Source organism: Cohnella phaseoli (genome assembly GCF_003386235.1).
GTDB lineage: Bacteria > Bacillota > Bacilli > Paenibacillales > Paenibacillaceae > Cohnella > Cohnella phaseoli.
The window spans coordinates 1-25,896 of record NZ_QRDZ01000033.1; the positions used below are offsets into that span (position 1 = coordinate 1).

The 25,896-nt window shown below is 55.4% G+C and carries 31 protein-coding genes, 2 tRNA genes and 1 pseudogene; all 34 read left to right on the top strand.

Annotated elements, in window-relative coordinates; genetic code table 11:
- Nucleotides 1-180, top strand: a pseudogene (locus tag DFP98_RS39550) (hypothetical protein); the annotation flags it as partial.
- A 333-nt stretch (nucleotides 181-513) separates the two neighbouring features.
- Complete coding sequence (locus tag DFP98_RS30475; protein ID WP_116064418.1) at nucleotides 514-1,164, top strand: flagellar brake protein; 651 nt, start codon at nucleotides 514-516, stop codon at nucleotides 1,162-1,164.
- A 56-nt stretch (nucleotides 1,165-1,220) separates the two neighbouring features.
- Entirely contained in the window at nucleotides 1,221-1,424 is a 204-nt protein-coding gene (locus DFP98_RS30480; RefSeq protein WP_116064419.1) for a hypothetical protein, read from the top strand.
- Nucleotides 1,425-1,552: 128 nt separating this feature from the next.
- Nucleotides 1,553-2,257, top strand: coding sequence for a (d)CMP kinase (cmk, locus tag DFP98_RS30485; RefSeq protein ID WP_116064420.1), 705 nt, complete (start codon nucleotides 1,553-1,555; stop codon nucleotides 2,255-2,257).
- Nucleotides 2,258-2,260: 3 nt separating this feature from the next.
- Nucleotides 2,261-2,848 (top strand): lysophospholipid acyltransferase family protein, encoded by a 588-nt coding sequence (locus DFP98_RS30490; protein WP_116064421.1) that lies wholly within the window; start codon nucleotides 2,261-2,263, stop codon nucleotides 2,846-2,848.
- Between the two features lie 157 nt (nucleotides 2,849-3,005).
- Nucleotides 3,006-4,229, top strand: a complete 1,224-nt coding sequence (gene rpsA, locus DFP98_RS30495; protein WP_116064422.1) for a 30S ribosomal protein S1 — start codon at nucleotides 3,006-3,008, stop codon at nucleotides 4,227-4,229.
- Nucleotides 4,230-4,393: 164 nt separating this feature from the next.
- Complete coding sequence (locus DFP98_RS30500) at nucleotides 4,394-6,220, top strand: alkaline phosphatase (protein ID WP_116064423.1); 1,827 nt, start codon at nucleotides 4,394-4,396, stop codon at nucleotides 6,218-6,220.
- Between the two features lie 121 nt (nucleotides 6,221-6,341).
- Entirely contained in the window at nucleotides 6,342-6,953 is a 612-nt protein-coding gene (locus DFP98_RS30505; protein ID WP_116064424.1) for a hypothetical protein, read from the top strand.
- 18 nt (nucleotides 6,954-6,971) lie between these two features.
- A complete protein-coding gene (locus DFP98_RS30510; RefSeq protein ID WP_116064517.1) occupies nucleotides 6,972-7,889 on the top strand; it encodes a YIEGIA family protein in 918 nt (305 codons plus the stop codon).
- Nucleotides 7,882-8,061 (top strand): capping complex subunit for YIEGIA, encoded by a 180-nt coding sequence (locus DFP98_RS30515; protein WP_116064425.1) that lies wholly within the window; start codon nucleotides 7,882-7,884, stop codon nucleotides 8,059-8,061. Before DFP98_RS30510 ends, DFP98_RS30515 begins: the two co-directional genes overlap by 8 nt.
- 126 nt (nucleotides 8,062-8,187) lie before the next feature.
- Nucleotides 8,188-9,510 (top strand): ribosome biogenesis GTPase Der, encoded by a 1,323-nt coding sequence (gene der, locus DFP98_RS30520; protein ID WP_116064426.1) that lies wholly within the window; start codon nucleotides 8,188-8,190, stop codon nucleotides 9,508-9,510.
- Between the two features lie 12 nt (nucleotides 9,511-9,522).
- A complete protein-coding gene (plsY, locus tag DFP98_RS30525) occupies nucleotides 9,523-10,140 on the top strand; it encodes a glycerol-3-phosphate 1-O-acyltransferase PlsY (protein WP_116064427.1) in 618 nt (205 codons plus the stop codon).
- Nucleotides 10,130-11,179: an NAD(P)H-dependent glycerol-3-phosphate dehydrogenase gene (locus DFP98_RS30530; RefSeq protein WP_116064428.1), complete on the top strand. Its 1,050-nt coding sequence runs from the start codon at nucleotides 10,130-10,132 to the stop codon at nucleotides 11,177-11,179. Before plsY ends, DFP98_RS30530 begins: the two co-directional genes overlap by 11 nt.
- Before the next feature lie 93 nt (nucleotides 11,180-11,272).
- Nucleotides 11,273-11,545: a stage VI sporulation protein F gene (locus tag DFP98_RS30535; protein WP_116064429.1), complete on the top strand. Its 273-nt coding sequence runs from the start codon at nucleotides 11,273-11,275 to the stop codon at nucleotides 11,543-11,545.
- A 131-nt stretch (nucleotides 11,546-11,676) separates the two neighbouring features.
- A complete protein-coding gene (locus tag DFP98_RS30540) occupies nucleotides 11,677-11,892 on the top strand; it encodes a DUF2768 family protein (protein WP_246016896.1) in 216 nt (71 codons plus the stop codon).
- A gap of 32 nt (nucleotides 11,893-11,924) precedes the next feature.
- Entirely contained in the window at nucleotides 11,925-12,218 is a 294-nt protein-coding gene (locus DFP98_RS30545; protein WP_116064430.1) for a 2Fe-2S iron-sulfur cluster-binding protein, read from the top strand.
- Nucleotides 12,193-12,864, top strand: coding sequence for a nucleotidyltransferase domain-containing protein (locus DFP98_RS30550; RefSeq protein ID WP_147310303.1), 672 nt, complete (start codon nucleotides 12,193-12,195; stop codon nucleotides 12,862-12,864). Before DFP98_RS30545 ends, DFP98_RS30550 begins: the two co-directional genes overlap by 26 nt.
- Entirely contained in the window at nucleotides 12,861-13,217 is a 357-nt protein-coding gene (locus DFP98_RS30555) for a 2Fe-2S iron-sulfur cluster-binding protein (protein ID WP_116064432.1), read from the top strand. The genes DFP98_RS30550 and DFP98_RS30555 overlap by 4 nt, the downstream gene beginning before the upstream one ends.
- Nucleotides 13,218-13,240: 23 nt before the next feature.
- Nucleotides 13,241-13,969: a hypothetical protein gene (locus tag DFP98_RS30560; RefSeq protein WP_147310304.1), complete on the top strand. Its 729-nt coding sequence runs from the start codon at nucleotides 13,241-13,243 to the stop codon at nucleotides 13,967-13,969.
- Nucleotides 13,970-14,222: 253 nt separating this feature from the next.
- Complete coding sequence (gene spoIVA / locus DFP98_RS30565) at nucleotides 14,223-15,701, top strand: stage IV sporulation protein A (protein WP_116064434.1); 1,479 nt, start codon at nucleotides 14,223-14,225, stop codon at nucleotides 15,699-15,701.
- Nucleotides 15,702-16,061: 360 nt separating this feature from the next.
- Nucleotides 16,062-17,207, top strand: coding sequence for a sugar ABC transporter substrate-binding protein (locus tag DFP98_RS30570; protein WP_116064435.1), 1,146 nt, complete (start codon nucleotides 16,062-16,064; stop codon nucleotides 17,205-17,207).
- A gap of 99 nt (nucleotides 17,208-17,306) precedes the next feature.
- Nucleotides 17,307-18,830 (top strand): sugar ABC transporter ATP-binding protein, encoded by a 1,524-nt coding sequence (locus DFP98_RS30575; protein WP_181918039.1) that lies wholly within the window; start codon nucleotides 17,307-17,309, stop codon nucleotides 18,828-18,830.
- Nucleotides 18,827-19,816 carry an ABC transporter permease gene (locus tag DFP98_RS30580; RefSeq protein WP_116064436.1) on the top strand — a complete coding sequence of 330 codons (990 nt, stop codon included), beginning with the start codon at nucleotides 18,827-18,829 and terminating at the stop codon, nucleotides 19,814-19,816. Before DFP98_RS30575 ends, DFP98_RS30580 begins: the two co-directional genes overlap by 4 nt.
- A 123-nt stretch (nucleotides 19,817-19,939) precedes the next feature.
- Nucleotides 19,940-20,212, top strand: coding sequence for an HU family DNA-binding protein (locus DFP98_RS30585; RefSeq protein WP_116064437.1), 273 nt, complete (start codon nucleotides 19,940-19,942; stop codon nucleotides 20,210-20,212).
- Nucleotides 20,213-20,371: 159 nt separating this feature from the next.
- Nucleotides 20,372-20,448, top strand: a tRNA-Pro gene (locus tag DFP98_RS30590).
- Between the two features lie 49 nt (nucleotides 20,449-20,497).
- Complete coding sequence (locus DFP98_RS39295) at nucleotides 20,498-20,638, top strand: hypothetical protein (protein ID WP_181918040.1); 141 nt, start codon at nucleotides 20,498-20,500, stop codon at nucleotides 20,636-20,638.
- A gap of 114 nt (nucleotides 20,639-20,752) precedes the next feature.
- A tRNA-Pro gene (locus DFP98_RS30595) sits at nucleotides 20,753-20,829 on the top strand.
- Nucleotides 20,830-20,942: 113 nt separating this feature from the next.
- Nucleotides 20,943-21,161: a trp RNA-binding attenuation protein MtrB gene (gene mtrB, locus DFP98_RS30600; RefSeq protein ID WP_116064438.1), complete on the top strand. Its 219-nt coding sequence runs from the start codon at nucleotides 20,943-20,945 to the stop codon at nucleotides 21,159-21,161.
- Nucleotides 21,162-21,283: 122 nt separating this feature from the next.
- Complete coding sequence (locus DFP98_RS30605; RefSeq protein ID WP_116064439.1) at nucleotides 21,284-21,829, top strand: hypothetical protein; 546 nt, start codon at nucleotides 21,284-21,286, stop codon at nucleotides 21,827-21,829.
- Nucleotides 21,830-21,929: 100 nt separating this feature from the next.
- Nucleotides 21,930-22,808: a heptaprenyl diphosphate synthase component 1 gene (locus DFP98_RS30610; RefSeq protein ID WP_181918041.1), complete on the top strand. Its 879-nt coding sequence runs from the start codon at nucleotides 21,930-21,932 to the stop codon at nucleotides 22,806-22,808.
- A gap of 8 nt (nucleotides 22,809-22,816) precedes the next feature.
- Entirely contained in the window at nucleotides 22,817-23,536 is a 720-nt protein-coding gene (locus tag DFP98_RS30615) for a demethylmenaquinone methyltransferase (protein ID WP_116064520.1), read from the top strand.
- A complete protein-coding gene (locus tag DFP98_RS30620; protein WP_116064441.1) occupies nucleotides 23,533-24,408 on the top strand; it encodes a UbiA-like polyprenyltransferase in 876 nt (291 codons plus the stop codon). Before DFP98_RS30615 ends, DFP98_RS30620 begins: the two co-directional genes overlap by 4 nt.
- Entirely contained in the window at nucleotides 24,402-25,028 is a 627-nt protein-coding gene (locus DFP98_RS30625) for a UbiX family flavin prenyltransferase (protein ID WP_246016898.1), read from the top strand. Before DFP98_RS30620 ends, DFP98_RS30625 begins: the two co-directional genes overlap by 7 nt.
- Complete coding sequence (locus tag DFP98_RS30630; protein WP_116064442.1) at nucleotides 25,021-25,896, top strand: menaquinone biosynthetic enzyme MqnA/MqnD family protein; 876 nt, start codon at nucleotides 25,021-25,023, stop codon at nucleotides 25,894-25,896. Before DFP98_RS30625 ends, DFP98_RS30630 begins: the two co-directional genes overlap by 8 nt.

Here is a 25,896-nt window from a genome sequence, read left to right on the forward strand (position 1 = left end):
GATTTGCGGATGACCAAGGTGAAGCAAAAAGTATCCGGCTCATTCCGTACTTGGGAGGGGGCGCATCAATTTGCGCGCGCTCATGGATTTATTTCCACATTGCGCAAACAAGGTCTTCCTGTCCTTCCGTCGCTCATTGCAATTTTCCAAGACAACTTCGCTTTCCCCCAGGGTACCTAAGTAGTAACGGTTTTTCCTACAAATGTCCGTCGTATGAGCCTGAGTGGAGCAGCTTTGTATGGTTTTTCCTACAAACGTCCGTCGTATGAGCTTGAGTGGAGCAGCTTTGTATGGTTTTTCCCACAAACGTCCGTCGTTTGAGCCTGAGTGGAGCAGCTTTGTATGGTTTTTCCCACAAACGTCCGTCGTATGAGCCTGATTCGAGCAGTGTTGTACGATTTTTCGACTAACTTAGGGACGGCCTCATTTTCATTCCCCAATGTTCGCCCCCGTGATATAATATGTCGGTACGCAATGAAGTTGCTCCGAACATGTTTGCATGGAGGGTTAGGGATGCTGCCAAAAATCAATCAGATGATGTACATACAAACCGAATCCGAACCCGACTCGGAGTCCGTCACGCTCCGTTCGCGCGTAGCCGACGTGGACGACAGGAATATTTATATCGAAATTCCGTTGAACGAGAAGAACCGCCGTTTATACCGCACGAGCGTCGGTGAGCAATTGTTGGTATACTATTTTACCCAGGACGGAGTTAAGCATCTGTTCAACAGCTCTGTGCAAGGATTTCGCAAGGAAGCGGTTTCCCTTGTCGCCATTCGCAAGCCCGACCCGGAACAGATCACGAAGGACCAGAGACGCAGCTATTTGAGAGTGGAAACCAATCTGGAGATCGGCGTCAAACTTGGAGACAAGCTGCGCTTCGTAGCCGTAACCGAAGACCTTGGAGGCGGAGGCGCTTCTTTCCTCTGCGAACGCAGGTGGCCGATCGAGCCGAATGTTACGCTCTCTTGTTGGTTATTATTAAGCTATAGGGGCGGATCGATCTCGCATGCGAAATTCGAAGGAGAAGTCGTCAGAGTGCTTCCCGTCGAACCGGACAAAAATCTGGTTATGCTGCGTTTCGCGGATATTACCGAATCCGACCAGCAGAAAATTATTCGCTATTGCTTCGAGCGCCAATTGGAGCTGCGCAGGGATTAACGCCTGCCGCACAGCCGACTGTTCCGTGTCTCGAGGCTAAGCTTGGAGGCAGCGGAATGGCGGCAAAAAGCAACAAAATCGATCCTGCCGATTTCACGGCATGGTCGGATCGCGCGGAAGCATGGATCGTCAAGGCGATCAAAACTCTTCTCGTGCTTTTGATCCTGTCCCAGGTCGCTTTGCAGTTCCCCGAAATACGGCAATGGCTGGCGTCTGCGGATCACTCCGAAGGGGTTCCCTATCGGAATTCACCGCCTTGACGTCTTGTTTTTTTGCATAGAGTGTAGCCCTGTGGTATAATTTTCTCGATCCGTGCAGGCTCAGCCTGCCTTATTTTTTGATATCAAGGTTTTCTTGTTGTCTGCTGTAGGAGGCTAGCTGTTCGCTCATGGACGTATCTCACACTCATCGGATTAATATCGCGATCGACGGACCTGCGGGAGCAGGCAAAAGCACGGTCGCCCGCAAGGTGGCAAGCGCCCTTCAATATGTCTACATAGATACGGGGGCGATGTACCGGGCGGTTACGCTGAAGGTGCTCGACTCCGGGGTGCCGAAGGATGACGACGAAGCTGTCGGCCGATTGGCGGACGGACTGGATATCGTTCTTCTGCCGGGAGGCGACGGCCAGCAGGTGCGCGTGAACGGCGAGGACGTTACGGCTAAGCTGAGATCGCTCGAGATCAACCGCAGCGTTTCGTATGTTGCGCGGTTGTCGCGGGTTCGCTTGCGCATGGCCGAGCTTCAGCGCAATATGGCTGCAGGCAAGGGCGTCGTCATGGACGGTCGGGACATTGGAACGCACGTGTTGCCGGACGCTGAATTGAAGGTATTCCTGACCGCGACTCCGCGAGAGCGGGCGAAGCGGCGTTTCCTGGAGCTGGAACCGGGAACGGAGATTACGCTGGATCAATTGGAACGAGAGATTGAGGAACGCGACCGGCTCGACAGAGAGCGGGAGATAGCGCCTCTCCTCCAGGCTGCGGACGCCCGCTTGCTGGACTCCACGGGCATGACGGTGGACGAAGTGGCGGAAGAAATCGTACAATGGGGACTTGCGGCAGTAAGAACCATTTCAGCGGAGGAGAAGTAGACTATGTTATACCGGATTGCCAGAGCCATTCTCCGAGTCTTGTACGCGCTTCTCTATCGGCTGGAGGCCAGAGGAATCGAGAACATTCCCCGCGAAGGCCCGGTAGTGCTGTGCAGCAACCACAGGAGCTTGCAGGATCCCATCACTTTGGGGGTATGCGTACCCCGCAAAGTTCATTATATGGCCAAGGAAGAGCTGTTTCGCATTCCGCTGTTCGGATCGTTGATTCGAGGAGTAGGAGCGTTTCCTGTTAAGCGCGGAGGCGTGAGCAAGGAAGCGATTCGCACAGCGATTACGCTATTGCAAGGCGGCAATGTGATGGGAATTTTCCCGGAAGGCACTCGCAACGAAGCGGTGGGCATGGGCAAACGCGGGGCCGTTACGATGGCAGTTCGCGGCAAGGCCATTGTCGTTCCGGTTGCACTGGTCGGCGAATACCGTATTTTCCGCAAGATGGTTGCGGTATACGGCGCTCCGATCGATCTGAAGCCTTTCGCGGAGCAAGGCACGACCGAAAGCATGGAGGAAGCGACCGAGCTGATCATGTCCAGAATTAAGGAAATGATGAAGACGGGACAGCCGGCGTCTTGACGGATGCATGTTTCTTGTCGGAAACCCTCATACTAAAGGCATTATTTGGTTCTCATGTTTTCGGGTAAGTAAGATTTAAGCGCCGCGAAGCGCGAGCCTGCTGGCCGGGCTGCGCGGGTTTAAATAAAGTTGGGGTAGATCTGAGGAGGTAATTTTCATGTCTGAAGAAATCAACGTTCAGGAAAACGCGGCAGAGCCGGTGGCGGATAACGTCAGCCAGGACGCGCTGGAAAATGTCGTAACCTTGAAGAAAGGGGACACCGTGAAAGGTACGGTGGTCAAAATCGACGACAATCAAGCGTACGTTAGCCTTGGATATAAATACGACGGCGTTATTCCATTGCGCGAGCTTTCTTCCGTGAACATCGACAACGCGGCTGAAGCAGTGCAGATCGGCCAAGAGGTCGAAGCGAAAATCGTTAGCATCAACGACGCCAAGGAATCGCTCGTGCTGTCCAAGCGTCAAGCGGACGCACCGCGCGCCTGGGATGAGCTGCAAGCGAAGTTCGACAACGGCGAAGCTTTCGAAGTCGTCGTAACCGACGTCGTTAAAGGCGGCCTCGTGGCCGACGTAGGCGTACGCGGATTTGTTCCGGCTTCTATGGTAGAGCGTCATTTTGTAGAGGATTTCAGCTCCTACAAAGGCCGCACGATCAAAGTCAAGGTGAAGGAAATCGACCGCGAGAACAACAAGGTCATTCTGTCCGCCAAAGACGTTCTGGAAGCTGAGTACGAAGAGAAGAAACAACAGATTATGGGCAGCCTGGAGCCGGGCCAAGTGCTGGAAGGCAAAGTTCAACGCCTGACTCCGTTCGGCGCGTTCGTCGACATCGGCGGCATCGACGGTCTCGTCCACGTTTCCGAGATCGCTTGGCAGCACGTTGCCCATCCGGCGGATGTCGTATCCGAAGGACAGGACGTTAAAGTAAAAGTGCTGAAAGTCGATCCTTCGATCGGCAAAATCTCCTTGAGCATCAAGGCCGCTCAACCGGGTCCATGGGAATCGGCTGTAGGCCAATTCAACATCGGCGACACGGTAACGGGCGTCGTTAAGCGTCTCGTCAGCTTTGGCGCATTCGTTGAAATCGCTCCTGGCGTCGAGGGACTCGTTCACATTTCGCAAATCGCGCATCGCCATATCGCGACGCCTTACGAAGTGTTGAAGGAAGGCCAAGAAGTTCAAGCTAAAGTTCTGGACTTCAACCCTGCGGAGAAGCGCGTCTCCCTTTCTATCAAAGAAACGGAAGAAGCCCCGGCTCGTCCGGAGCGCGAAGCTCGTGCGCCGCGCGCGCCTCGCGAAGAGTCGAACCTGCCTCCTGCGGAAAGCATGAGCTTTAACCTCGGAGAGCGCTTCGGCGACAAGCTGAGCAAGTTCAAGTAATCGTTACATCGTTAATCGATGGAGCCGTCCCGTATTCGGGACGGCTCTTCTTTATTTTCTCGGCGGCGATAATTTTACACAAAAGTGCCTTTCATTTTCTTCCCGTTTAATAAATGGCGTCTAGAATGAACTTGCAGTCAACCATTTTGGGAGGGAAATAAAAAATGATTAAGCTGACAAGGAAGCTTACGGCACTTCTGCTTACTTTATCGCTTGCAGCCGCCTCGTTGCTGGCCGGTATTACCGGAGCAGTCGCGGCCGATGCGGCTCCGACGATTACGATCGCTCCGATCGACCGCGCGATTGTTCTAGCCGGCCAGAAATTCGACTTTCGGGTAGAGCTGAACGGAGCTGCGGTTAAAAAAAGCGAGCTGAAGGTAACTGTAAACGGACAGGATGCGGAAGCTTATTTCGGCAAAAAAGGCGTATTCACCAACGCGAACGCTAACAGCTCCGAGCTTACGATCCGTCAAGTCAGCTTCTCCAAGGCGGCGAAAATCGGAATTAAGGCCGAAGCGAAAGCGGCCGGCAAAACGGTAAAAAAGACCGTGTTTTACGAAGTCTATGAAGCGGTAGGCAATCCGAAGAAGGCGAAAAACGTCGTTCTGATGATCGGGGATGGAATGAGCGCCAACATCCGCACCGCCGCTCGCGTCGTCTCGAAAGGAATCGACGAGGGCAAGTTCAACGGATGGCTGGAAATGGAGAAAATGGAGTACATGGGGCTAGTCACGACTTCCGGAATGGATTCGATCGTGACGGACTCCGCCAACTCCGCTTCCGCTTATGCGACCGGCCACAAAACGGCGGTTAACGCCGAAGGCGTATACCCGGACAATACGGAAGACCCGCTTGACGATCCGCGTGTCGAGAACATCGTAGAGCTCGTTAAGCGAACGAAGAAGATGTCTACTGGCGTAGTTACGACGGCGGACGTAACGGATGCGACTCCGGCGGCGATGGCGATTCATACCCGGAAAAGAAGCGCATCGGAAGCGATCGTGAACATGTTTCTGGAAGCGGGCTCGCGGCCTGACGTAATTATGGGCGGCGGTCTCGAATGGTTCCTGCCGGAGAGCGCCGGAGGCAAACGCAAGGACGGAACGAACAAAATCGATGCGTTTAAGTCGCTCGGCTACACTTACGTGACGAATGCGACGGAGCTGAATAAGGCAAATAGCGCCTCCAAGCTGCTTGGCTTGTTCAAAAAAGGCAATCTCGACGTCTACTTCGACCGCGAATATACGAAGCCGGTGAACAAGGCGATCGTCGGCGAATATACGGATCAGCCTACGCTGCTGGAGATGACCTCGCAAGCTCTGAACGTGCTCGGCAAAAACAAAAACGGCTTCTTCCTGATGGTCGAGGGCGCTTCGATCGACAAGATGGCGCACCCGATGGATCTCGAACGCTTGATCTGGGATACGATCGAGTTCGACCAAACCGTCGGCTTAGTGAAGCAATATGCGGCCAAGCATCCGGACACGCTTATTATCGTGACGGCGGACCACGGCCATTCGATGACGCTTAACGGCACGTACAATACAGAGGCGGCAAAAGGCAAGACGGGCGAAGAGCTGAGAGAGTTCGTCGGTACCTACGCGGATTCCAAATTCCCGACTTACGTCGACGCGAACAAGGACGGGTTCCCGGACGACCCGGATTCGACCTGGAAGCTGGCTGTAGGCTGGGGCAACCATCCGGATCACAACGACGACTTCCTGACGAATCCGACGCCAATCAGTCCGACGATTCAAGACCCGAACGTTACGGATAAAGCCTGGTACATCGCCAATCCGGACAAGGACCCGAACGGTATCCACTTTACGGGCAACATTCCGCATGACGAGGCGGTAGAGGTGCACACTTTCGACGACGTGCCGGTCAACGCTTCGGGTCCGGGGGCTCAGCTATTCTCGGGTTACATGGACAACACTCAAGTATTCCGCAACATCGTAACAGCGCTGGGCATTAAGGCGACCTCCAAGTAACGCTATAATATCGCAAGCAGGAGCCTCCGGAATTACCGGGAAGGCTCCTGTTGTTTAATATGGCGGAAGCGGCATGTTTTTTCGGGTCGTACGGCGCATACTACCGAATGGAGGTGGGGAGATGTCGCCATTATTCGGCGCCGCATTTCTGTGGCTGGTCGCCGCGATCTTGTGGTGGAGCGGCTGGAGGGAGGAATCGACGGATGATTTGCCGGGTTGGGCGGTTGGGTTGTTTCTGGCCATATGGCCGTTGGCCTGGCTGGGAAAAGTTCCTCTAACCGGCTCCTTATCGGTAAATGGCGCATCGGTATGGACGTTGTTTTCCATCGCGCTGGTCAGTTGGCGATTGCCGGCGGCAAGAGGTTGGACAGCCGTATGCGGAGGACTGCTGATCGGTTCGGTAGCGGTATTGGCCGGTAAATTGGCGTATATCCCTTCCGGCTTTGCTCCCGCCGGATCGTCTTGGGCGATCGCTGCGCTGATTGGCTGGCTGGCTGCGCTGCTGCTTCGTACCGCATCCGAGCAAGCTCTGGCTGTTACGGTATGTCTGTTCCTGATTGCGGTCGCTCACGCTTTTGCCCGCGCCCAATCAGCCGAACTGCCGGTCGCGGTGCCGGATGAGGGGCTGCTGGCTTGGTGGATCGCGTTGTTCTGCGCCAGATTGTGGACGGCATTTGTCAAAACGGCGGGCGAGTGGGTCAGAAAAGGGGCGGTTAAGACAGGCGGAAGATGAGGAGGACAAAAGATCATGATGCTGGATTGGCTGCATTCTCACAAGGAGCTGACCGCCGTCGCGATGGGGACGGCATTCGGTATGGCCGCCCGCATCGCCATGCTGCGCAGCGATTATCGGCAGTACCCGGCGTATCCGCACGGCAAAATCATTCATCTGGCGCTCGGGCTGATCGCCGGCGCGCTTGGCGCGGTCGCCGTTCCGGCCCTGTTCAATAAGGATTACACGGCAATCACGTTCCTGTCGCTTGCAGCGCAGCAGTTTCGCGAAGTGCGCAATATGGAGCGCAATACCCTGACGGCGATCGACGAGCTGGAGCTTGTGCCGCGAGGAGCTGCCTACATCGAAGGGATATCCGTTGTGTTCGAAGGCCGCAATTATTTGGCGATCTTTACAGCGCTGCTGACGAGTCTGTTCGCTCAATGGATTGCTTGGTGGGCGGGTCTGGGTGCCGGCGTTCTCGCGCTGGTCGTCTCTCATTTTTTCATGAGGGGGAAAAAAATTTCCCATATCGCTCATGTCCAAATGGCTCCGATCAAGCTGGACGGGCCGAATCTGTATATTGGCGATATCTACATGATGAACGTCGGTCTGGACGAGAACAGGGACATTATCCGCGAGCAGGGAATCGGATTTATACTGACGCCTAAGAGCGACGACGCCCGCGTGACAATCGCCAATCTAGGACAGCGTCAGGCGATTCTCCACGACGTCTCCACTCGTCTTGGCGTTTACCGCGACGAAGGAGACCCTGGGCTTCTGCCGATCGCCAAGCTCGGCTTACGAACGGGACAGCTGGGTCTGCTCGTGCTGCCCCGGGAGAAGGATACGGACAAGGCCTATGAAGCGGTGAGAGGCGTTCCGTTGCTGGAAGCGGCGGTGCGCAAGCCGACGAAGGCGAACCGCAAAAGCTTGGAGGCGAAATCCAATGGCTAGAATCGTGGGCATTGTGACGACCAGGCGGGAGGAGGTCGGAGGAGGGGCGCCGATCTTCTACGCGGAGGACAGGGCGCGTTTGCAGCAAGTTTCTCATCTGCTGGAGAAGATTTTGGACTGCGCCGCCCATACGATCGACGAAGACTTGTTCATTATTGTAGAGCGGGAATAGCGAGAAAATGGCAATATCCGTTAGCCAAGCCGCCCGATTTTTGGTATGATGAAATTTGCGATTGTTTCAGATGCCGAACGCGCCCTGCAGGAGGACGTGCGGATTTATTGAGGAGTGGAAACCAATATGGCAAGACCGATTATTGCGATCGTAGGGCGGCCCAACGTAGGCAAATCTACGATTTTTAACCGGATTATCGGCGACAGACTGGCGATTGTCGAGGATAAGCCGGGCGTTACGAGAGACCGGCTATACGGAACGGGCGAATGGAACGGGCGTTCCTTTAATATTATCGATACCGGGGGCATTGAGATCGACGGAGAGGACAGCTTGCTCCGCTCCGTACGCATGCAGGCCGAGTTGGCGATTGAGGAAGCCGACGTCATTATTTTTATGGTCGACGCCAAAGCCGGAGTCACGAACGCGGACGAAGAAGTGTCGCAGATGTTGTTCCGTTCTCGCAAGCCGATCGTGCTTGGCGTGAACAAGGTCGACAATCTCCAGCGCATGGACGATATTTACGAGTTCTATTCGCTTGGTTTCGGGGACCCGCTGCCTCTGTCCGGTTCGCACGGAACGGGAATCGGCGATTTGCTCGACGCGGCGGTAAGCAAGCTGCCGGTCAAGGAAGACCAGGAATACAACGACGACGTCATCAAAGTCGCGTTGATCGGACGGCCCAACGTGGGCAAATCTTCGCTCGTGAACGCGATCCTCGGGGAGGAGCGCGTGATCGTGAGCAATATTGCGGGCACGACGCGCGATGCGATCGATACTCCGTTCGAGAAGGACGGCCAGAAGTACGTGCTGATTGATACGGCCGGCATGCGCAAGCGCGGCAAAGTATACGAATCAACGGAAAAGTACAGCGTCATGCGGGCCATGCAGGCCATCGAGCGGGCGGATGTCGTGCTCGTCGTCATCAACGGGGAAGAAGGCATTATCGAGCAGGACAAACATATTGCCGGTTATGCGCACGAGAACGGCAAGGCCGCTATTTTCGTCGTGAACAAATGGGATATCGTCGAGAAGAACGACAAGACGATGCAGCATTTTACGAACTCGATCCGCGAGCAGTTTCTGTTTATGACCTATGCTCCGGTCGTATTCTTATCCGCCCTTACGAAGCATCGTCTGACGAAGCTGTTCCCCGTCATCAATCATGTGGCGGAGCAGCATGCGCTTCGCGTGCCGACGAACGTGCTGAACGATATTTTGACCGACGCGATTGCGATCAACCCGCCTCCGACGGACAAGGGACGCAGACTGCGCATTAACTACATGACGCAGATTGCCGTCAAGCCGCCGACGATGCTTATATTCGTCAACGACCCCGAATTGATGCATTTTTCTTATGAGCGTTACTTGGAGAACAAGATCAGGGCGGCATTTGCGTTCGAGGGTACGCCGCTCAGGCTGTTCACTCGTAAGAAGTCCGATCAAGAATAGGGGAGACCGTACGTGGTAAACACGATTATCGCGATTATCGTCAGTTATTTGCTTGGCTCGATCTCATTCAGCATTCTCGTCGCCCGCTGGCTCAAGAAGATCGACATCAGGGATCATGGAAGCGGCAATGCGGGAGCGACGAACACGTTGCGCGTGCTGGGCAAGGGCCCTGCTATCCTCGTCTTCTTGCTCGATATCGCCAAAGGCTCCGCAGGCGTGCTTATCGGCTCTTGGCTTAGCGACGGCAGCGCAGCGGTGGAAGTCGCTTGCGGCTTGGCGGCGATCGCGGGCCATAACTGGCCGATCTACTTCCGCTTCAAGGGCGGCAAAGGGATTGCGACTACGGTCGGCGCATTGGTGGTTTGGGCATTTCTTCCGACGCTGATCGCCGGCGTCGTAGCCATCCTCGTTATCGCGGTGACGCGGTACGTTTCGCTAGGCTCGATGATTTTCGCCGTGCTGCTTCCGATTCTCGTATTTTTGTTTGACAAGGATACGGCGTTTCTGTGGGGAGCGCTCGTCGTCGCCGTGCTGGCGATCGTCCGTCACCGCAAAAATATTACGAAGCTGATCAACGGCACGGAAAATAAACTCGGCAGCGGCAAAAAGGGTGAACCTCATGGCGCATAAGAAGGTAGCCGTCCTCGTGGCGGGCAGCTGGGGAACGGCGTTGTCGCGCGTGCTTGCGGACAACGGGCATCGCGTCCTGCTCTGGACGCGAAATGCGGCGCAGGCCGACGAAATCAATCGACTGCGCCGCAACGAGAAGTTTCTGGCCGGCGCGGAAATTCCGGAAGGCATTACGGCGACGACGGATATGGCGGAGGCGGTTAGCGACGCCGAGGCGGTACTGTTCGTGTCTCCGTCGGCGGCGATGCGCGACGTTGCCAGACAAGCGGCGGCATACATAGGCCAAGACGCGTTGGTCATCCATGCGACCAAGGGCTTTGAAACCGATAGTCTGAAACGGATGTCCACCGTTCTGTCGGAGGAGCTCGGACGGTCCGAGCAGCGCATCGTCGTTCTATCGGGTCCGAGTCATGCCGAGGAAGTGATCCGCCGGCATCCGACGACGATCGTCGTAGCGGCCAAAGAAATTGTCTGTGCCGAATCGGCGCAGGATTTATTCATGAACAGCTCGTACTTCCGCGTCTACACGAACCCCGACTACGTAGGGGTCGAGACGGCGGGAGCGATCAAGAACATTATCGCGCTGGGCGCGGGCTTATCCGACGGTCTCGGCTACGGAGATAACGCCAAAGCCGCGCTTATTACGCGAGGCTTGGCGGAGATCGCCAGACTGGGCGAAGCGATGGGCGCCAATACGCTTACGTTTGCGGGCTTAGCGGGGGTGGGCGATTTGATCGTCACCTGCACGAGCCAGCACAGCCGCAACTGGCGAGCGGGTTCCATGCTAGCACAGGGACTGCCGCTGGACGAAGTGCTGCAGCGGATGGGGATGGTGGTCGAGGGAGTCCGAACGACGAAGTCGGCCTACGTGCTTGCTCGTCAGCACGGCGTCGAAATGCCGATTACGGATCAGCTCTACGCCGTCCTGTTCGAAGGGCGTCCGCCGGAGCAGGCCGTGGAATCGCTGATGGGACGCGTGAAGACGCACGAGATCGAAGAAGTCGCTTCGGAAGCCAGTCGCGGCCGCACATTGCGCTGATTGCGCATATGCCTGCCAAGAAATAAGAAACGCCCACACCTTCCCGGCTATCTCCTCATAGGATGCAGTGCAAATACCCGGAGGAGGGGAAGCATGGATAAATTTCCGAAGGACCTGCTTGGCGCGGTCAACAAAAAGTCGGGCAAAAACATTTCCGAAAAATCGGTCAAAAAAATCGCCAACAATGTGACTTCCACTACGATGCAAAGCGAAGCGCAGATGCGGCAATTGATCAAACAGGTGTCCGCGATGGCGAACGTTCCGGTAACCGAAGAGACGATCAAGGAGATCATCGGCACCGTGAAGAAGAGCGGAATGAACTTGAACAGCTTGGAGTCGCTCGTCAAAATGATGATCAAGAAGTAACCTGCCCGCGTGTCGCCGCTTGGTCTAAGCTGGCGGCGCGCGGGTTTCTTTTGGGCGTTTTTTGTCATCTATCGTGTCGAATGGTATAATATTAAGCATTTGAGCTTGTTGGAAGAGGGAGGCGACAAATAATGGTTCTAATGCTTCAAGCATATGCGGCGGCCAAGCTGGACCCGATGAGTAAAATGTGGATGTCCTTCATCGGGATCGGACTGATGGTAGTCGCGGCTCTTATTATTACATACGCTCGCACCAAAACGAAGGGCTGGGTTCGACTCGTTCTTACGCTTGTTGCGGTCGTCGTGCTGATCTACGGCATGATCAGCGGCTTAATCTCTATTATATAGTTCTTTTTTTTGCAGGAACGGGGGAGACTGGCATGATTACTTTAACGGGACGAACCGTAACGAAAACCGTCGAGACGCAGTTGGGCAAAACTCTGCTCAAGATCGCCCAGGAAGCGTCGATAGACTGGCAATTCAATTGCGCGAGAGGAACTTGCGCGAGATGTCGATGCATCGTGCAGGAGGGGGCGGAGCTGCTCGCGGAATCGAGCGACGCCGAATGGGATCGTCTCGGTCCGGACGAGCTGGACGCCGGCTATCGGCTTGGCTGTCAAGCGATCGTAGAGCGGGAAGGCGTTATAGTTGCTGTCAATAAAACGTATTTCTAAGTTGGAAATGGAAGTGGCCGATATGGGGAGCGATGTTCCGACAGACGCCCTGACCGAGCTGGCCTCGGTGCTGAAAGACGAGGAAGTGCGATTCGTAATCGGAGGCAGCACGGGGCTGGCGCTGCGGGGAGCGGAGCTGGGACGGCCGCCTCGGGATCTTGACATTTATGTCGACGAAGAGGATGTCGGCTTGGCGCACAGGCTGCTGCGGGCCTATGCTCTGGACGAGCCGGAAAGCAGCGTGACGGACAGATACCGTTCCACGCTGTCTCATTATCGGATAGCAGGAGCGATGGTTGAACTGGTCGGCGGCTTTCAGGTAACTGCCTGCGATTCGGTGTACTTGACGGAGGTCAGGGAGATGCTGCATCCGGCATGCGATCTGATCGATTTAGGCGGCATCGGGTTGCCGGTCGTTCCGCTCGGACACGAGCTGATTTTTAATTTGCTGCGCGAGCGGCAGGATCGGGCCGAAGCCGCCGGCAAGCTGATTGCCGCGGATCCGGCGAGACATATACCGAAGCTGCGACTGCTGCTGGAACGAAACCGGCTGGCAGAGGGCGTCTCGGGACTTGCGCTGAAGCTGGCGGGAGCGGGAGAGCCTGCGGGCTTGGCGGAGCTGTCGAATCGGGAGGGACGGCCGTGACGGCGCGGCATGTGGTCACATTCGAACCGGACGGACGAAGCGCATCCGTCCGAATCGGTTCGACGCTGCTGGAAGCTTCGCGTAGAGCCGGCGTTTCAATCCGCACCCGCTGCGGAGGCGTCGCAGGATGCTTGATGTGCAAGGTAAACGTGTCCGATGAGCAAGCGGCATGCTTGAGCTCCCCTACGCCAGCCGAAATTCGTAAGCTGGGTTCGCTGCTGTCGGAGGGCGTTCGCCTGTCGTGTCAGGCGAGGACGAAGGGAGACGTCACCGTGATCGTGCCTGAAGATCCGCTTAAAGCGGCGATTCGCAAGAAGCTGGCGGAGCAGCAGGAAGACGATTGGTGGAGTTAATCGATAAGGCAGGGGGAAGTAAGGTGAAGGCTCGTTTTATGCAATTCGTCGGATTGGCGTTTTCCGCGCTGCTGCTTGTCGCTTTGACGGGCTGTCTATATCCGGAGGATCGAACGCCTCGCAATGACGCGACTGCCAGAGAAGCGGTGCTGACCATTCAGGACGCCGTCGATCGTTTTCAGGAGCAGACCGGCGTGCTGCCGATTCAGAATGCGGCCGAGACGGTGCCGCTGTACGAGAAATATAAAGTCGACCTGGGCAAGCTGAAGCGGATGGGCTATATCGGCCATATTCCGTCGGCCGCTTTTGAGAACGGAGGCGCTTATCAGTTTCTGATCGTCGACGAGGAGAAGAAGCCTCTCGTTAGGCTGCTTGACGTAACCGCGTTCCAGGCGGTAGACGGCGTACAGAAGAAGATGGACCAATACCGTTCGTCCCGAGGAAATCGGCTTGCGGCGGGAGACGAGGCTTATCCGGGGTTCCGTACGGTCGACTTTTCCAAGCTGGGCATGAAGGACCCGGAAATCCGCAGCATGTTTTCCAATCAGACGCTGAACTGGCTTGTCGACGATCAAGGAAAAGTATATGCGGACTACGGGATTGACATTGCGACTGCGATCCAAAAGGCGGGTACGCAGCCGAGCGCTAACGAAGATATGCGCCGCGAGCTCGTGGAAGCCTCCTATTTCGTTCCCGTGCGTTCCACGGAGTATCGCTGGGTCGACGGAGAGCCCCGGGCTATCGCACCGTAACTTAGCTGCGCTATTCTTGTAATATTATAAAAAAGACGAAGAGAGATGACATACGTGTCTCTCTTTTTTCATATGCTCAGGAGGGAAACGAAGGAGAGCGCGGCGAGCGGTGGCTTGTCAGCAAACATTTTGTGCGGACGGCGTCATAATCGTGACATTCGCACATACAATGTTACTAGTCCAAGTTCGTGTACGAGTTCCGCCCTGACGGCGGGTCACGAAAGTTTCGCGATTACGATGGGAGGGAATCTCAGTGGAAAAAGTGGACATTTTCAAAGATATCGCCGAACGCACCGGCGGCGACATCTACCTCGGGGTCGTGGGTGCCGTCCGCACGGGCAAATCGACCTTTATCAAACGGTTTATGGAAACCGTTGTACTGCCTAATATTGCTTCGGAGGCCGATCGGGTCAGAGCGATCGACGAACTGCCGCAGAGCGCGGCGGGCCGCACGATCATGACGACCGAGCCTAAGTTTGTGCCGAACAATGCGGTGCAGCTGAAGGTGGCCGAGGGGCTGGAAGTAAACGTGCGTTTGGTCGATTGCGTCGGCTATACGGTCGATGGGGCCAAAGGCTTTGAAGACGACGGCGGGCCGCGTATGATTACGACGCCTTGGTTCGAAGATCCGATCCCCTTCCAGGAAGCGGCTGAGATCGGCACGCGCAAGGTGATCCAGGAGCATTCGACGCTGGGCGTCGTCGTGACGACGGACGGCTCGATTGCGGAGATTCCGCGCAGCGCCTACGTGGACGCCGAAGAACGGGTCGTCAGCGAGCTGAAGGAAGTCGGCAAGCCGTTCGTACTGATCGTCAACTCCGCGCGGCCGAAGAGCGAGGAAGCCCAAGCGCTTCGCAGCGAGCTGGCCGTTAAATACGATATTCCGGTTATGGCGGTCAGCGCCGCCACGATGGGCGAAGAGGACGTCATGGGCGTGCTTCGCGAAGTGCTGTACGAGTTCCCGGTACACGAAGTCAACGTGAACCTGCCGAGCTGGGTTATGGTGCTGAGCGAAGGTCATTGGCTGCGCTCCGCTTACGAGAACTCGGTACGGGAGACGGTCAAGGACATCCGGCGTCTGCGGGATGTGGAGCGCGTTGTCGCGCAATTCATGGAGTACGATTTCGTTGCCCGCGCCGGCCTCAGCGGCATGAATATGGGGCAAGGGGTCGCCGAAATCGATCTGTACGCTCCTGACGAGCTGTACGACAAAATCCTGATGGAGGTTGTCGGCACGGAAATTCGCGGCAAGGATCATCTGCTGCAGCTGATGCAGGAGTTTTCCCACGCGAAGCGGGAGTACGACCGGTTCTCGGAAGCGCTCGAGATGGTCAAGACGACCGGCTACGGCATTGCGGCGCCTTCTCTGGCCGAAATGGCGCTTGACGAGCCGGAGCTGATCCGTCAGGGTTCGCGCTTTGGCGTGCGGCTGAAGGCAACCGCCCCTTCGATTCATATGATCCGCGTCGACGTCGAGTCCGAATTCGCTCCGATTATCGGCACCGAGAAGCAGAGCGAAGAGCTCGTTCGCTATCTGATGCAGGATTTCGAGAACGATCCGATCAAAATTTGGGAATCCGATATTTTCGGACGCTCCTTGCATTCGATTGTCCGCGAAGGCATCCAGGGCAAAATCGCGATGATGCCGGACAACGCACGCTACAAGCTGCAGGAGACGCTTGGCCGTATTATCAACGAAGGCTCCGGCGGGCTGATTGCTATCATCCTTTAAGCGGCGCTTAAATCGAGGCTTTCCCGTAAGTCATCTTTCAGGTGACCGAGGGAGGGCCTCTTTTCTTTGTCGTGGGAGGTGAACGGGACGGCAATGCGAGGGCGGGAGATCTCCGAGTTCCATCCTAGGAAATGTAAGCGTAAAACTATTGTCGATTAAAAGAAGTTGCAAACTTGGATATTGTCAATCTGCGAGAATTCTCCTAGAATGATTTGATGGGCGAAGCTGGACAGGTTGTTGCTGCATACATAACGAATAGAATCACTTTAATATTTTATAAAACCGATTGACATACTTGGATTAAATGATTATAGTAATTCTATCATCCAGCAACATATGAAATGGGAGGCTTACTTAGAGATGAAACAACCGAAATTCAAACGATCATGGCTCGCGCTTGCATTGGCGCTCGTAGTGGTGCTCGCAGCCTGCGGCAAAAAAGAAGAAAACAACGCAGGCGGTTCCTCGCCAGCGGCATCGCCGTCGGCATCCGCTTCCGAATCGGCTTCGGCGGATCCTTCCGCTGACGCGGGCATCGAAGCGCTTAAAGGCAAGAGAATCGCGGTTGTTATGCGCTTCAATACCGGCACTTTCTCGGCTCAATACGTAGACGGCGTCAAGAAGCAAGTGGCGAAATACGGCGGGGAAGCGACGATTCTCGCTTCCGAGAACGACCTGGCGAAGATGGCGGCCAACTTGGATTCCGCCGTTAACCAGAAGTTCGACGGAATCCTCGTCGACCACGGCGATGCGGCGGCGCTGACGAACGGGCTGAACAAGGCGAAAGAAGCCGGCATTCCGATCGTAGCGTTCGACTCCGGCCTGAACAGCTTTGAAGGCATTACGAACCTGGCGCAGAACGACCAGCTGTTGGCCGAGTTCACGTTGGAGAAGCTGGCTGAAGAAGCCGGCGGCAAAGGCAACATCGTTAAAGTATGGGTAGCGGGCTTCCCTCCGATGGAGAGCCGTCAAATCTCTTACAAAGCGTTCACGGAGAAATATCCGGACCTTAAAGAAATCGCGGCATTCGGCGATGCCAGCAACCCGCAGCTCGATACGCAGAACAGAATGGAAGCCGTTCTGAAGCAGTATCCGAACAAAGGCGATATTACAGCGGTGTGGGCGGCTTGGGACGAATTCGCCAAAGGCGCGGCTAACGCGATCAAGCAAGCCGGACGCGATGAAATCAAAGTGTACGGCATCGACCTTAGCGACGAGGACTTGAAAATGATTCAAGATCCGACCAGTCCGTGGGTGGCTTCCGCAGCGGTAGATCCGACTTCGATCGGCACGGTTCAGGTCAGATACCTGTACCAAAAGCTTCACGGCGACAAGACGGATGCAGAAGTGCAGCTGGAGCCGGTATTCGTGCATCGCGACGCGCTTCCTACCGACAAAGTTATTACGACGGCAGAACTGTCGCAATATGTCGAAGGATGGGGCAGCAGCGACCTCGGCAACACGGACTACCTGAAGGCGCTGGAGCAAGCAGTCGGCGCGCAATAATTTCAAGCAAGAGAAGGCTGGGCACGGCGCGGGAGAATACCGCGCCGTTTCCTGCTGTCCGAACGATATATCATTCTTCGAGGAAAGGGCGGGATTCCGATGGCGTTGGCCGATCAAGCCTCCGTGCTGCACATGAACGGCATTTCCAAGTCGTTCGCGGGCGTTCAGGCGCTAAATAATGTGGATTTTAACGTTCGCGGCGGAGAGATCCATGCGTTGCTCGGCGCCAATGGCGCAGGCAAGAGTACATTGATGAAAATTTTGTCGGGAGCCTATGAGTCTGACGAAGGCACAATTGAGGTTGGCGGAGGCTCGTACGTTTTCCGGTCCCCGGCGGAATCCAAGAAGGCGGGAATTCACTGCGTCTATCAAGAAGTGGACACTTCCCTGGTCGCTCATCTCACCGTGTCGGAGAACATCTTTCTTGACCGGCTGGCGTCTTCCGGGCAGTCAGCCTGGCTGCGCTGGGGCAAGCTGCACGAGGAAGCGGGCAAGGTGCTTGAGCGCATCGGGCTGACGCTGTCGCCGCGGACTCTGGTTCGCGATTTGACCTTGTCGGAGAAACAGCTTGTGCTGATCGCAAGACTGTTCGCCGAGAACGCCAAATTCGTCATCCTGGACGAGCCGACTGCGCCGCTCAGTCTCGAAGAGACGGAGAAGCTGTTCGAGATTATGCAGGGCCTCAAGGCTGCGGGCATCGGCGTCATTTTTATCTCGCACCGCCTCCCGGAAGTATTCCGCATCAGCGACCGGATTACCGTCATGAGAGACGGTCAGCGTGTGCTAACCGAGGACAAGGAAAATATTGAAGCTGCGGGCGTCGTCAAGGCGATGCTCGGCAGAAGCTTTGAGGAGGAGTATCCGAAGCTTGAGGCGGCGCTTGGCGAGCCGGTGCTCCAGGTGAGCGGGCTTCGATCGGGAAGGCGCGTTCGGGGCGTGGACCTGGAGGTGAGGCGCGGAGAAATCGTGGCCGTCGTCGGGCTGGTCGGCGCAGGGAAGACGGAGCTGTCCCGCGTTCTGTTCGGGGCGGATCAAGCCGATCAAGGAACGGTAACCGTCGCAGGCAAGGCGGCCGATCTAAGTTCGCCTGCCGAGGCAGTGCGCTCCGGCATAGCGCTTGTGCCCGAGGAGCGGCGCAAGGAAGGCATTCTCGTTCGCGAGTCCGTTCTCCACAATTTGAGCGTTCCGCTGCTTCGCTCGATCAGCAGATTCGGTTTTATGTCCGGGAAGTCCGAGCGGGGTTACGCCGACAAGCAAATTGCCGATTTGGGCATCAAAACGCCGTCCGTATGGCAAATCGTCGCTTATTTGAGCGGGGGCAACCAGCAGAAGGTGGCGATTGGCAAATGGATCGGCACCGGAGCGGACGTTTATTTGTTCGACGAGCCGACCAAAGGCGTCGACGTCGGGGCCAAAAGCGATATTTTTCGGATTATCGGAAAGCTTGCGCAAGAGGGAAAGGGGATTTTGTACTTGACGTGCGAATTTGCCGAAGCGCTCGGCTTGGCGGACCGCATACTCGTCATGTGCGACGGGACGATCGTAAAATCATTTAACCGCGGCGAAGCTACGCAAGAAGATCTCTTGTACTACGCGAGTGCGGGACGGGAGGAATTAGCGTGAAAAATCGCCTGCTGCCGTTTACGTTCAAATACGGCGCGCTTATTTTTATCGGCTTGGTCATTTTGTTTTTCTCGTTATCGAACGAATACTTCTTCACCTACAGCAACATTACCGATATTTTGCGTTCGATTTCCATTGTGACGTTTGTCGCGATCGGAGTAACGATCTCGCTGACCGTGGACGGCTTCGACTTGTCGGTTGGCGCAACGGTATCGCTGTCTACCGTCGTAACGGCGACGATGATGGTCTGGTTCGAAATGCCGCTTGTCGTCGTGCTGGTCGTTCCGCTGCTCGTAGGAGCGCTGGTAGGTCTGCTTAACGCCTTGCTGATCGTCAAGATCCGGATTCCCGACCTGTTGGCGACGCTGGCGGTGATGTACATCGTCAATGGCGTTCACAAGACGTATACGAAGGGGTATTCGATTTACAGCAATATGCCGCTGTCGGACGGCTCGACCGCACCGGGCGTTATGGATCCGTCCTTCCTGTGGATCGGCCAAGGCAAGCTGCTCGGCATTCCGTTCCCGGTAATTCTCATGCTGCTGGCAGTGATCGGGGCGCATGTATTTTTTAAGTACACCCGCTGGGGCCGGCAATTGATCATGACTGGCGGCAACGAGGAAGCGGCTCGGCTGTCCGGCCTCAAGGTCAAGCGCGTTCGTGCGCTCGCCTACGTCGCCTCCGGCGTTTTCGCGGCGATCGGCGGCATTCTGTTCGCTTCACGGATCGGCTCCGGCCAGATCGACGCCGGCGCGCCGATGCTGATGGAAGCGGTCGCCGCCGTGTTCGTAGGCTATTCGGTATTCGCCGCCGGCCGCCCGAACATTATCGGGACGTTCTTCGGCGCAGTATTAATGGGCGTGCTCGTTAACGGCCTGACGATGATGAACGTTCAGTATTATACGAACGACATCATCAAAGGAGCGGTGCTCGTTCTGGCGCTGGCCGTCACCTTCATCCACCTCAATCGTCGAAAAGCGGGCTAAATGGGCTCTAAAACAGCCGAAAATCGCGCCGCGCTTGAAACTTCGCGATTGCGGAGTGTATAATTTCTGAAGAAACGGATAAAAAGATAACATGCCATCCTATCTGTCGGGGAGGTGAATGAATTGAATAAAACCGAATTGATTGCCAAAGTGGCCGAATTGGCCGAACTGTCCAAGAAAGACGCGACGCAAGCGGTAGACGCCGTTTTCGACGTCATTTCCGAAGCGCTGCAAAACGGCGATAAAGTCCAACTTGTCGGATTTGGCAACTTCGAAGTTCGCGAACGTTCCGCCCGTAAGGGCCGCAACCCGCAAACCGGAGTTGAAATCGAGATTCCGGCCGGGAAGATCCCTGCTTTTAAGCCGGGCAAAGCTCTCAAAGAAGGAATCAAGTAAGAGCTTCGCGGCTCTCCGGCCTTCTGATGAGGCCTTATACGCCCATAAGAAACGCCAAGACTATCTTTTGCAAGCTCCTTCGGGAAGCGCAAGAGATAGTCTTTTGTTTCTGTTGCTAGCTCGGATTGCCGTGTGCTATAATTCGAGCTGTATCTGTAACGGGACGTGGCGCAGCCTGGTAGCGCGCACCCTTGGGGTGGGTGAGGTCGAGAGTTCGAATCTCTCCGTTCCGACCATTCGATTCTTTACGCGATGTCGTTGCAAGGGTAGAAGGAGGCGGTATCCGTGAATGAAGAAGCGCTAGAGATTTTAAGAGCCTTAAAGGCCGGTCAGGAACTGCTGATTGCTAAAGTTGACGGCATTGACATAAGGCTTGCCAAGCTTGAAGGATATTGTCGCCTGGATGGGTTGAAACAAAAGAGCTGAACTGGGATTTTGGTTATACAAGTTGCCTCTTTACTTTTCCTAGTACCCACTCTATAATAGAAAATCGTACACGACTTAACGAATGAGTCGAGAATACATATGCTAGAAACAGAACGGGACGTGGCGCAGCCTGGTAGCGCGCACCCTTGGGGTGGGTGAGGTCGAGAGTTCGAATCTCTCCGTTCCGACCATAACATTGCGGCGACTGTCTTCTCCCCGATATCGTCTCGGGAGAGGGGGCAGTTTTTGTTTGACATTGCTCCGTCTTTTCCTTCATCATGAAGCTATAAGGAGGCTGCGAATAATGGAAAGAGAACAAGAATACATCGTCATTAAAGCCAAGGATAGCGGAGTGCAGGTCATCGGATTGACGCGAGGCCAGGACACGAAGTTTCATCATACGGAGAAGCTGGACAAAGGAGAGGTGCTGATCGTTCAGTTCACCGATCATACGTCCGCGATGAAAATAAGAGGAAAGGCAACGATTCTCACGAAACACGGAACTGTGGAGACGGATGCCTGATTTAACCTAAATAAGCTTCGCAGGGGCGCAGGCATAGCCTGCCCTTTTTCTATGTACAATGGGTATGGAGGAACCTCTAGAGGTTGCACTTGTAGCCTCTCGAAAGGAAAGGGGAAATCGCCATGCGTATTGGCCGTTATCTTTCTTGGATCGCGTTCGTCGCGACGGGATTCGCCGTTGTACTGCTTCTTGCTCGACTGCCTGCCGCCGAGCAAAACCTTAATCACCGACTGTCCTCGGTATCTGTCTTCGAACCGGAGTCCGCCGCGAGATTGACCGACGATCGGCTTGTGGACGCGTTGTCGGCGATTCCGCTGAGCAATCGGCCGATTAGACTGGAATGGAATCACGGCATTCTGGCCGTCGATCTGCGAGGAGAAGAGCCACGTCTTCTTAATCGCGATATCGCGCTGCTGCTCGGCTTTGCCTATTCCGACGTTCGCAACGTTAAACAAGTGCTAATCCGAGCGTTCGAATCGCGGGGAGAGCGGAAGGTGCTGCTGCTCGCGGCGGAAACCCGTAAAACCGATTGGACGGAAGAGGAACTGGCTCTGCTGAGACAATCTGCGGACAACCCGGGTTCGGAGCTTGCCGGGCGTTCAACCAACATACGATGGACGATCACGGCGGCAGGCAAGCGTTGGTTCGGAAATTTTGCAAATTCATGAACAAAATCCTTGGCTTATGCGAGCTTTTCTAGGATATGTTATACTAGTTGGGATAAACGTCGGAAATGGTGTGTCGGCAGCTAGTTCGGAGGCGGAAGCAATGAGCAGATCACGTATTGACCAATTGGCAAGTAAGTACATGAGCCACGATATGATTAGCCTGCATACGGAATTACCCGATTTCCCGAATGGCAGGATTTCTTTGCTATACACCTTGCTAAGCCATCAGCCGCAGGCGGCTTCTCACAAGGAATTGCTTTCGGTCGTCACCTCCCTCGTACAGATGGGGCTAGATACGCACGACATGGTCGAAAATGCAACCGGGGCTGCTGCGGTCGGCACGCTAGGGATGCGTACTCAGCAGTTGCGGGTGTTAGCCGGAGACTATTTCAGCAGCCGGTTTTACCATCTGCTGTCTCAGGCTGGGCAAATCGAGACGATTCGTCGTCTGAGCGAAGCGGTCTGCGACATTAATCGGCTGAAGATGAGCTTCTATGGCAAAGCAAAACAAATGAAGATGAATGCAGAAGAATATCTTCAATACGGCGTTGATTTAAAAGCCGGGCTTTTTCTTTCTTTTACGGACGCGATGAACGGACTGCACGCCAAGCTGTGGCCGGAACTCGTCAGCCGGTTCAGCCGCTGCGAGCTGCTGCTGCAGGAGATCGGCAAAGTGGAGCAAACGTCGTCGCTGTCCGATTGCTGGGGCGTTTGGCATATTTTGCAGGAGGGTACGGAAGAGGATCGCCGTCAGCTCGAAGACGGCCAGGCCGATTCGGGAATGATCAAGGCGCTGATGAACAAATACGGCGTCTCTGAGAAGCTGGGCGCGCTGCTGCGGCAGTCCGTGGCCCAACTGCAGACGCTTGTGCAGAGGTTTCAGTCGGACAAGCTGACAAAGGAGCTGCAGCCGCTGCTTGAGCCTTTCTTGACCGCGACGGGTCAGATCAGGGCAACCGCATTGAAGGAGCTGGGATAGACGTAATGATGGACGCGAAATCGAAAGAGCGGCATGTGCATGAAGTGTTCGAGCGCATCGCTCCCAAATACGATCTGATGAATGACATCATCAGTTTCAGAAGGCATAAGGCATGGCGCCGATTTACGATGCGCAAAATGGACATCCAACCGGGACAATCTTCCCTGGATCTATGCTGCGGCACGTGCGACTGGACGATTGCGCTGGCCAAGGAGAGCAAGGGCGGCCGTACGGTAGGACTGGATTTCAGCCGTAATATGCTGGAGATCGGTCAGGCGAAGGTGGACAAGCTCGGCTACAGCAACCAAATCGAGCTTGTCCAAGGGAATGCGATGGAGCTTCCCTTCGAGGACAACAGCTTCGACTTCGTGACGATCGGCTTCGGATTGCGCAACATACCGGATATCGTCAAGACGTTGAAGGAAATGAAGCGCGTCGTGAAACCCGGCGGCAAAATCGTCTGTCTGGACATGTCCAAGCCGACGTGGCAGCCTTTCAAGAGCATTTATTATTTTTACTTCGAGAGAGTAATGCCCTTATTCGGAAAATGGTTCGTCAAAAGCTACGAGCAATACCGGTGGCTGCCGGAGTCGCTTGCGTCTTTTCCCGATCTTCAAGCTCTTGCCGAGCTGTTCCGTGAAACCGGCATGCGCAACGTGAAGGCCTATCCGTTTTTCGGAGGCGTAGCCGCGCTGCATATGGGCACGAAAGGGAATGAAATCGTATGATCGCCAAATTGCGCGTTTTTCTAGAAATGATTAAGTTCGAACATACGCTGTTCGCGCTTCCTTTTGCCTATGTCGGGGCTATTCTCGGCGCGGTAACCGTCGAGAAGCGGCTTCCGGAATGGAGCGAGTGCGGCTGGATTTTGCTAGCGATGGTCGGCGCCAGAACGGCGGCGATGGGACTGAACAGGCTGATCGACAAAGCGATTGACGCCCGCAACCCCAGAACGGCCAATCGGGCGCTGCCTGCCGGTCTATTGAAGTCGGCCGAGGTCATCGTCTATATTGTCGTTTCGTTCGTTCTGTTGTTCTGGGCGGCGGCCAAGCTGAATCCGTTGGCTGTAAAGCTGCTGCCAATCGCCGTGTTCATGACGGTTATTTATTCGTATACGAAGCGTTTTACGTGGGCTTGCCACATCGTGCTGGGTCTGACGCTCGGCTTGGCCCCGCTTGGGGGATGGGTCGGCGTGACGGGCGGCGTCACCTTGGAGGCGATGATCCTGTATGTGACCGTTGCGCTCTGGAGCGCCGGCTTCGATATCATCTATGCCTGTCAGGACGTGGAATTCGACCGCAAGGAAGGCTTGCATTCGATTCCCGCCCGGTTCGGAATCGCCGGCGCTCTCTGGATCGCGCGCGCGTTCCATGTGCTTACGGCCGTCGGGTTTGCGCTGATTTTGGCGTTGACCGATCTCAGCTGGTGGTACTTCGCGGGAATGATCGTCTCGGCCGCGCTGCTTCTTTACGAGCACAGGCTCGTCAAGCCTAACGATCTGAGCAAGCTGAATGCGGCGTTCTTTACGATGAATGGCATTTTGAGCGCTGTTATTTTCGTGTTTACGTTCATCGATCTGGTGGTGATAAGATCGTGGTGAGCGGCATTAACGCTTCTACGAAGCGCTGGGTAGTCGGTATTACCGGGGCCAGCGGAGCGATATATGGAGTTACTTTGTGCCGGCAATTGTTAAATGCCGGTTTTCATCTGCATTTGGTCGTATCCGAAGCCGGGTGGCGCGTTCTGAAGGAAGAGCTAGGTTGGAACGTCACGAATCGGTTAGAATGTATAAATAAAGCGTTCGATTCCGCCCAGGCGGAAGGCAGAATGACGTACCACCCGCTCGGCGACATCGGCGCAAGCATTGCCAGCGGTTCGTTCAGATGCGAAGGGATGGCGATCGTGCCGTGCTCCATGGGATCGCTGTCCGCGATCGCGAACGGTGCGTCCACAAATTTGCTAACCCGGGCGGCCGACGTCATGCTGAAAGAAGGACGTCCGCTGCTGCTCGTGCCTCGCGAGACGCCGCTGAACGCCATTCACCTGGAAAATATGCTCAAGCTGGCGCGTCTAGGCGTGCGAATCATTCCGGCGATGCCTGCGTTCTATAACGGGCCGCAGACGTTAGACGACGTCGTCGATTTTATCGTCGGCAAAACCATGGACGGCATGGGCATTGAACATAATCTCTATCGAAGATGGGGCCACCCGAATGAATAATACGAATTCGCGGCCGATCCGGCTCGGCCGCATCTCTTACACGAATGCTTGGCCGGTGTTTCATCATTTTGATCCGACGCAACTTCCGTTTCAGACGGAAATCCACTCGGATTTGCCCGCGACGCTTAATCGCAAGCTGAGAGCGGGCGATATCGATATGGCGGCGATTTCTTCTTATGCTTACGGAATTTCCGCCGACTCTTACTACTTGCTGCCCAATTTGTCAGTAAGCTCGTTCGGAAGAGTTCAATCGATTTTACTGTTTCTCAAGTCGCCGCTGGAGCAAGTGCTGCATGGCAAAATTGCGCTCACGACAGCTTCAGCCACGTCAGTCAACCTGCTGAAAATTATTATGGAGAAGTTTTACGGAGGCAAACCGACTTACGAGGACGCGGAACCGGTACTGGAGCAGATGCTGGAAAACGCGGACGCGGCGCTTCTCATTGGGGATCACGCAATCCGGGCGTCATGGACCAATCATGGCTACCGAGTGCTGGACCTCGGGGAAGTGTGGAACATTTGGACTGGCCAGTGGATGACGTACGCGCTATGGGCGGTGCATAAGGAAACAGCGCATCGCTACCCCGAAGCGATTCGGGAAATCTATGAAGCTTTGATAGCCGGCAAGAGCAAATCCTATGACGATATGGAGCCGATCGTGGACAAGGCGCTTCGCCAGATCGGGGGAACGGCCGCTTACTGGCAAGGCTACTTCGGCAATTTGTGCCACGATTTCGGAGATGCGCAAAGGTCGGGACTCAAGCTTTATTTTCAATACGCCAAGGAACTCGGACTGATCGAAGGCGAGCCCGATATCGCGGAATTGCCGCTGCCCTATCTTCTAGATAACCTATCCAACCGCAGGTGA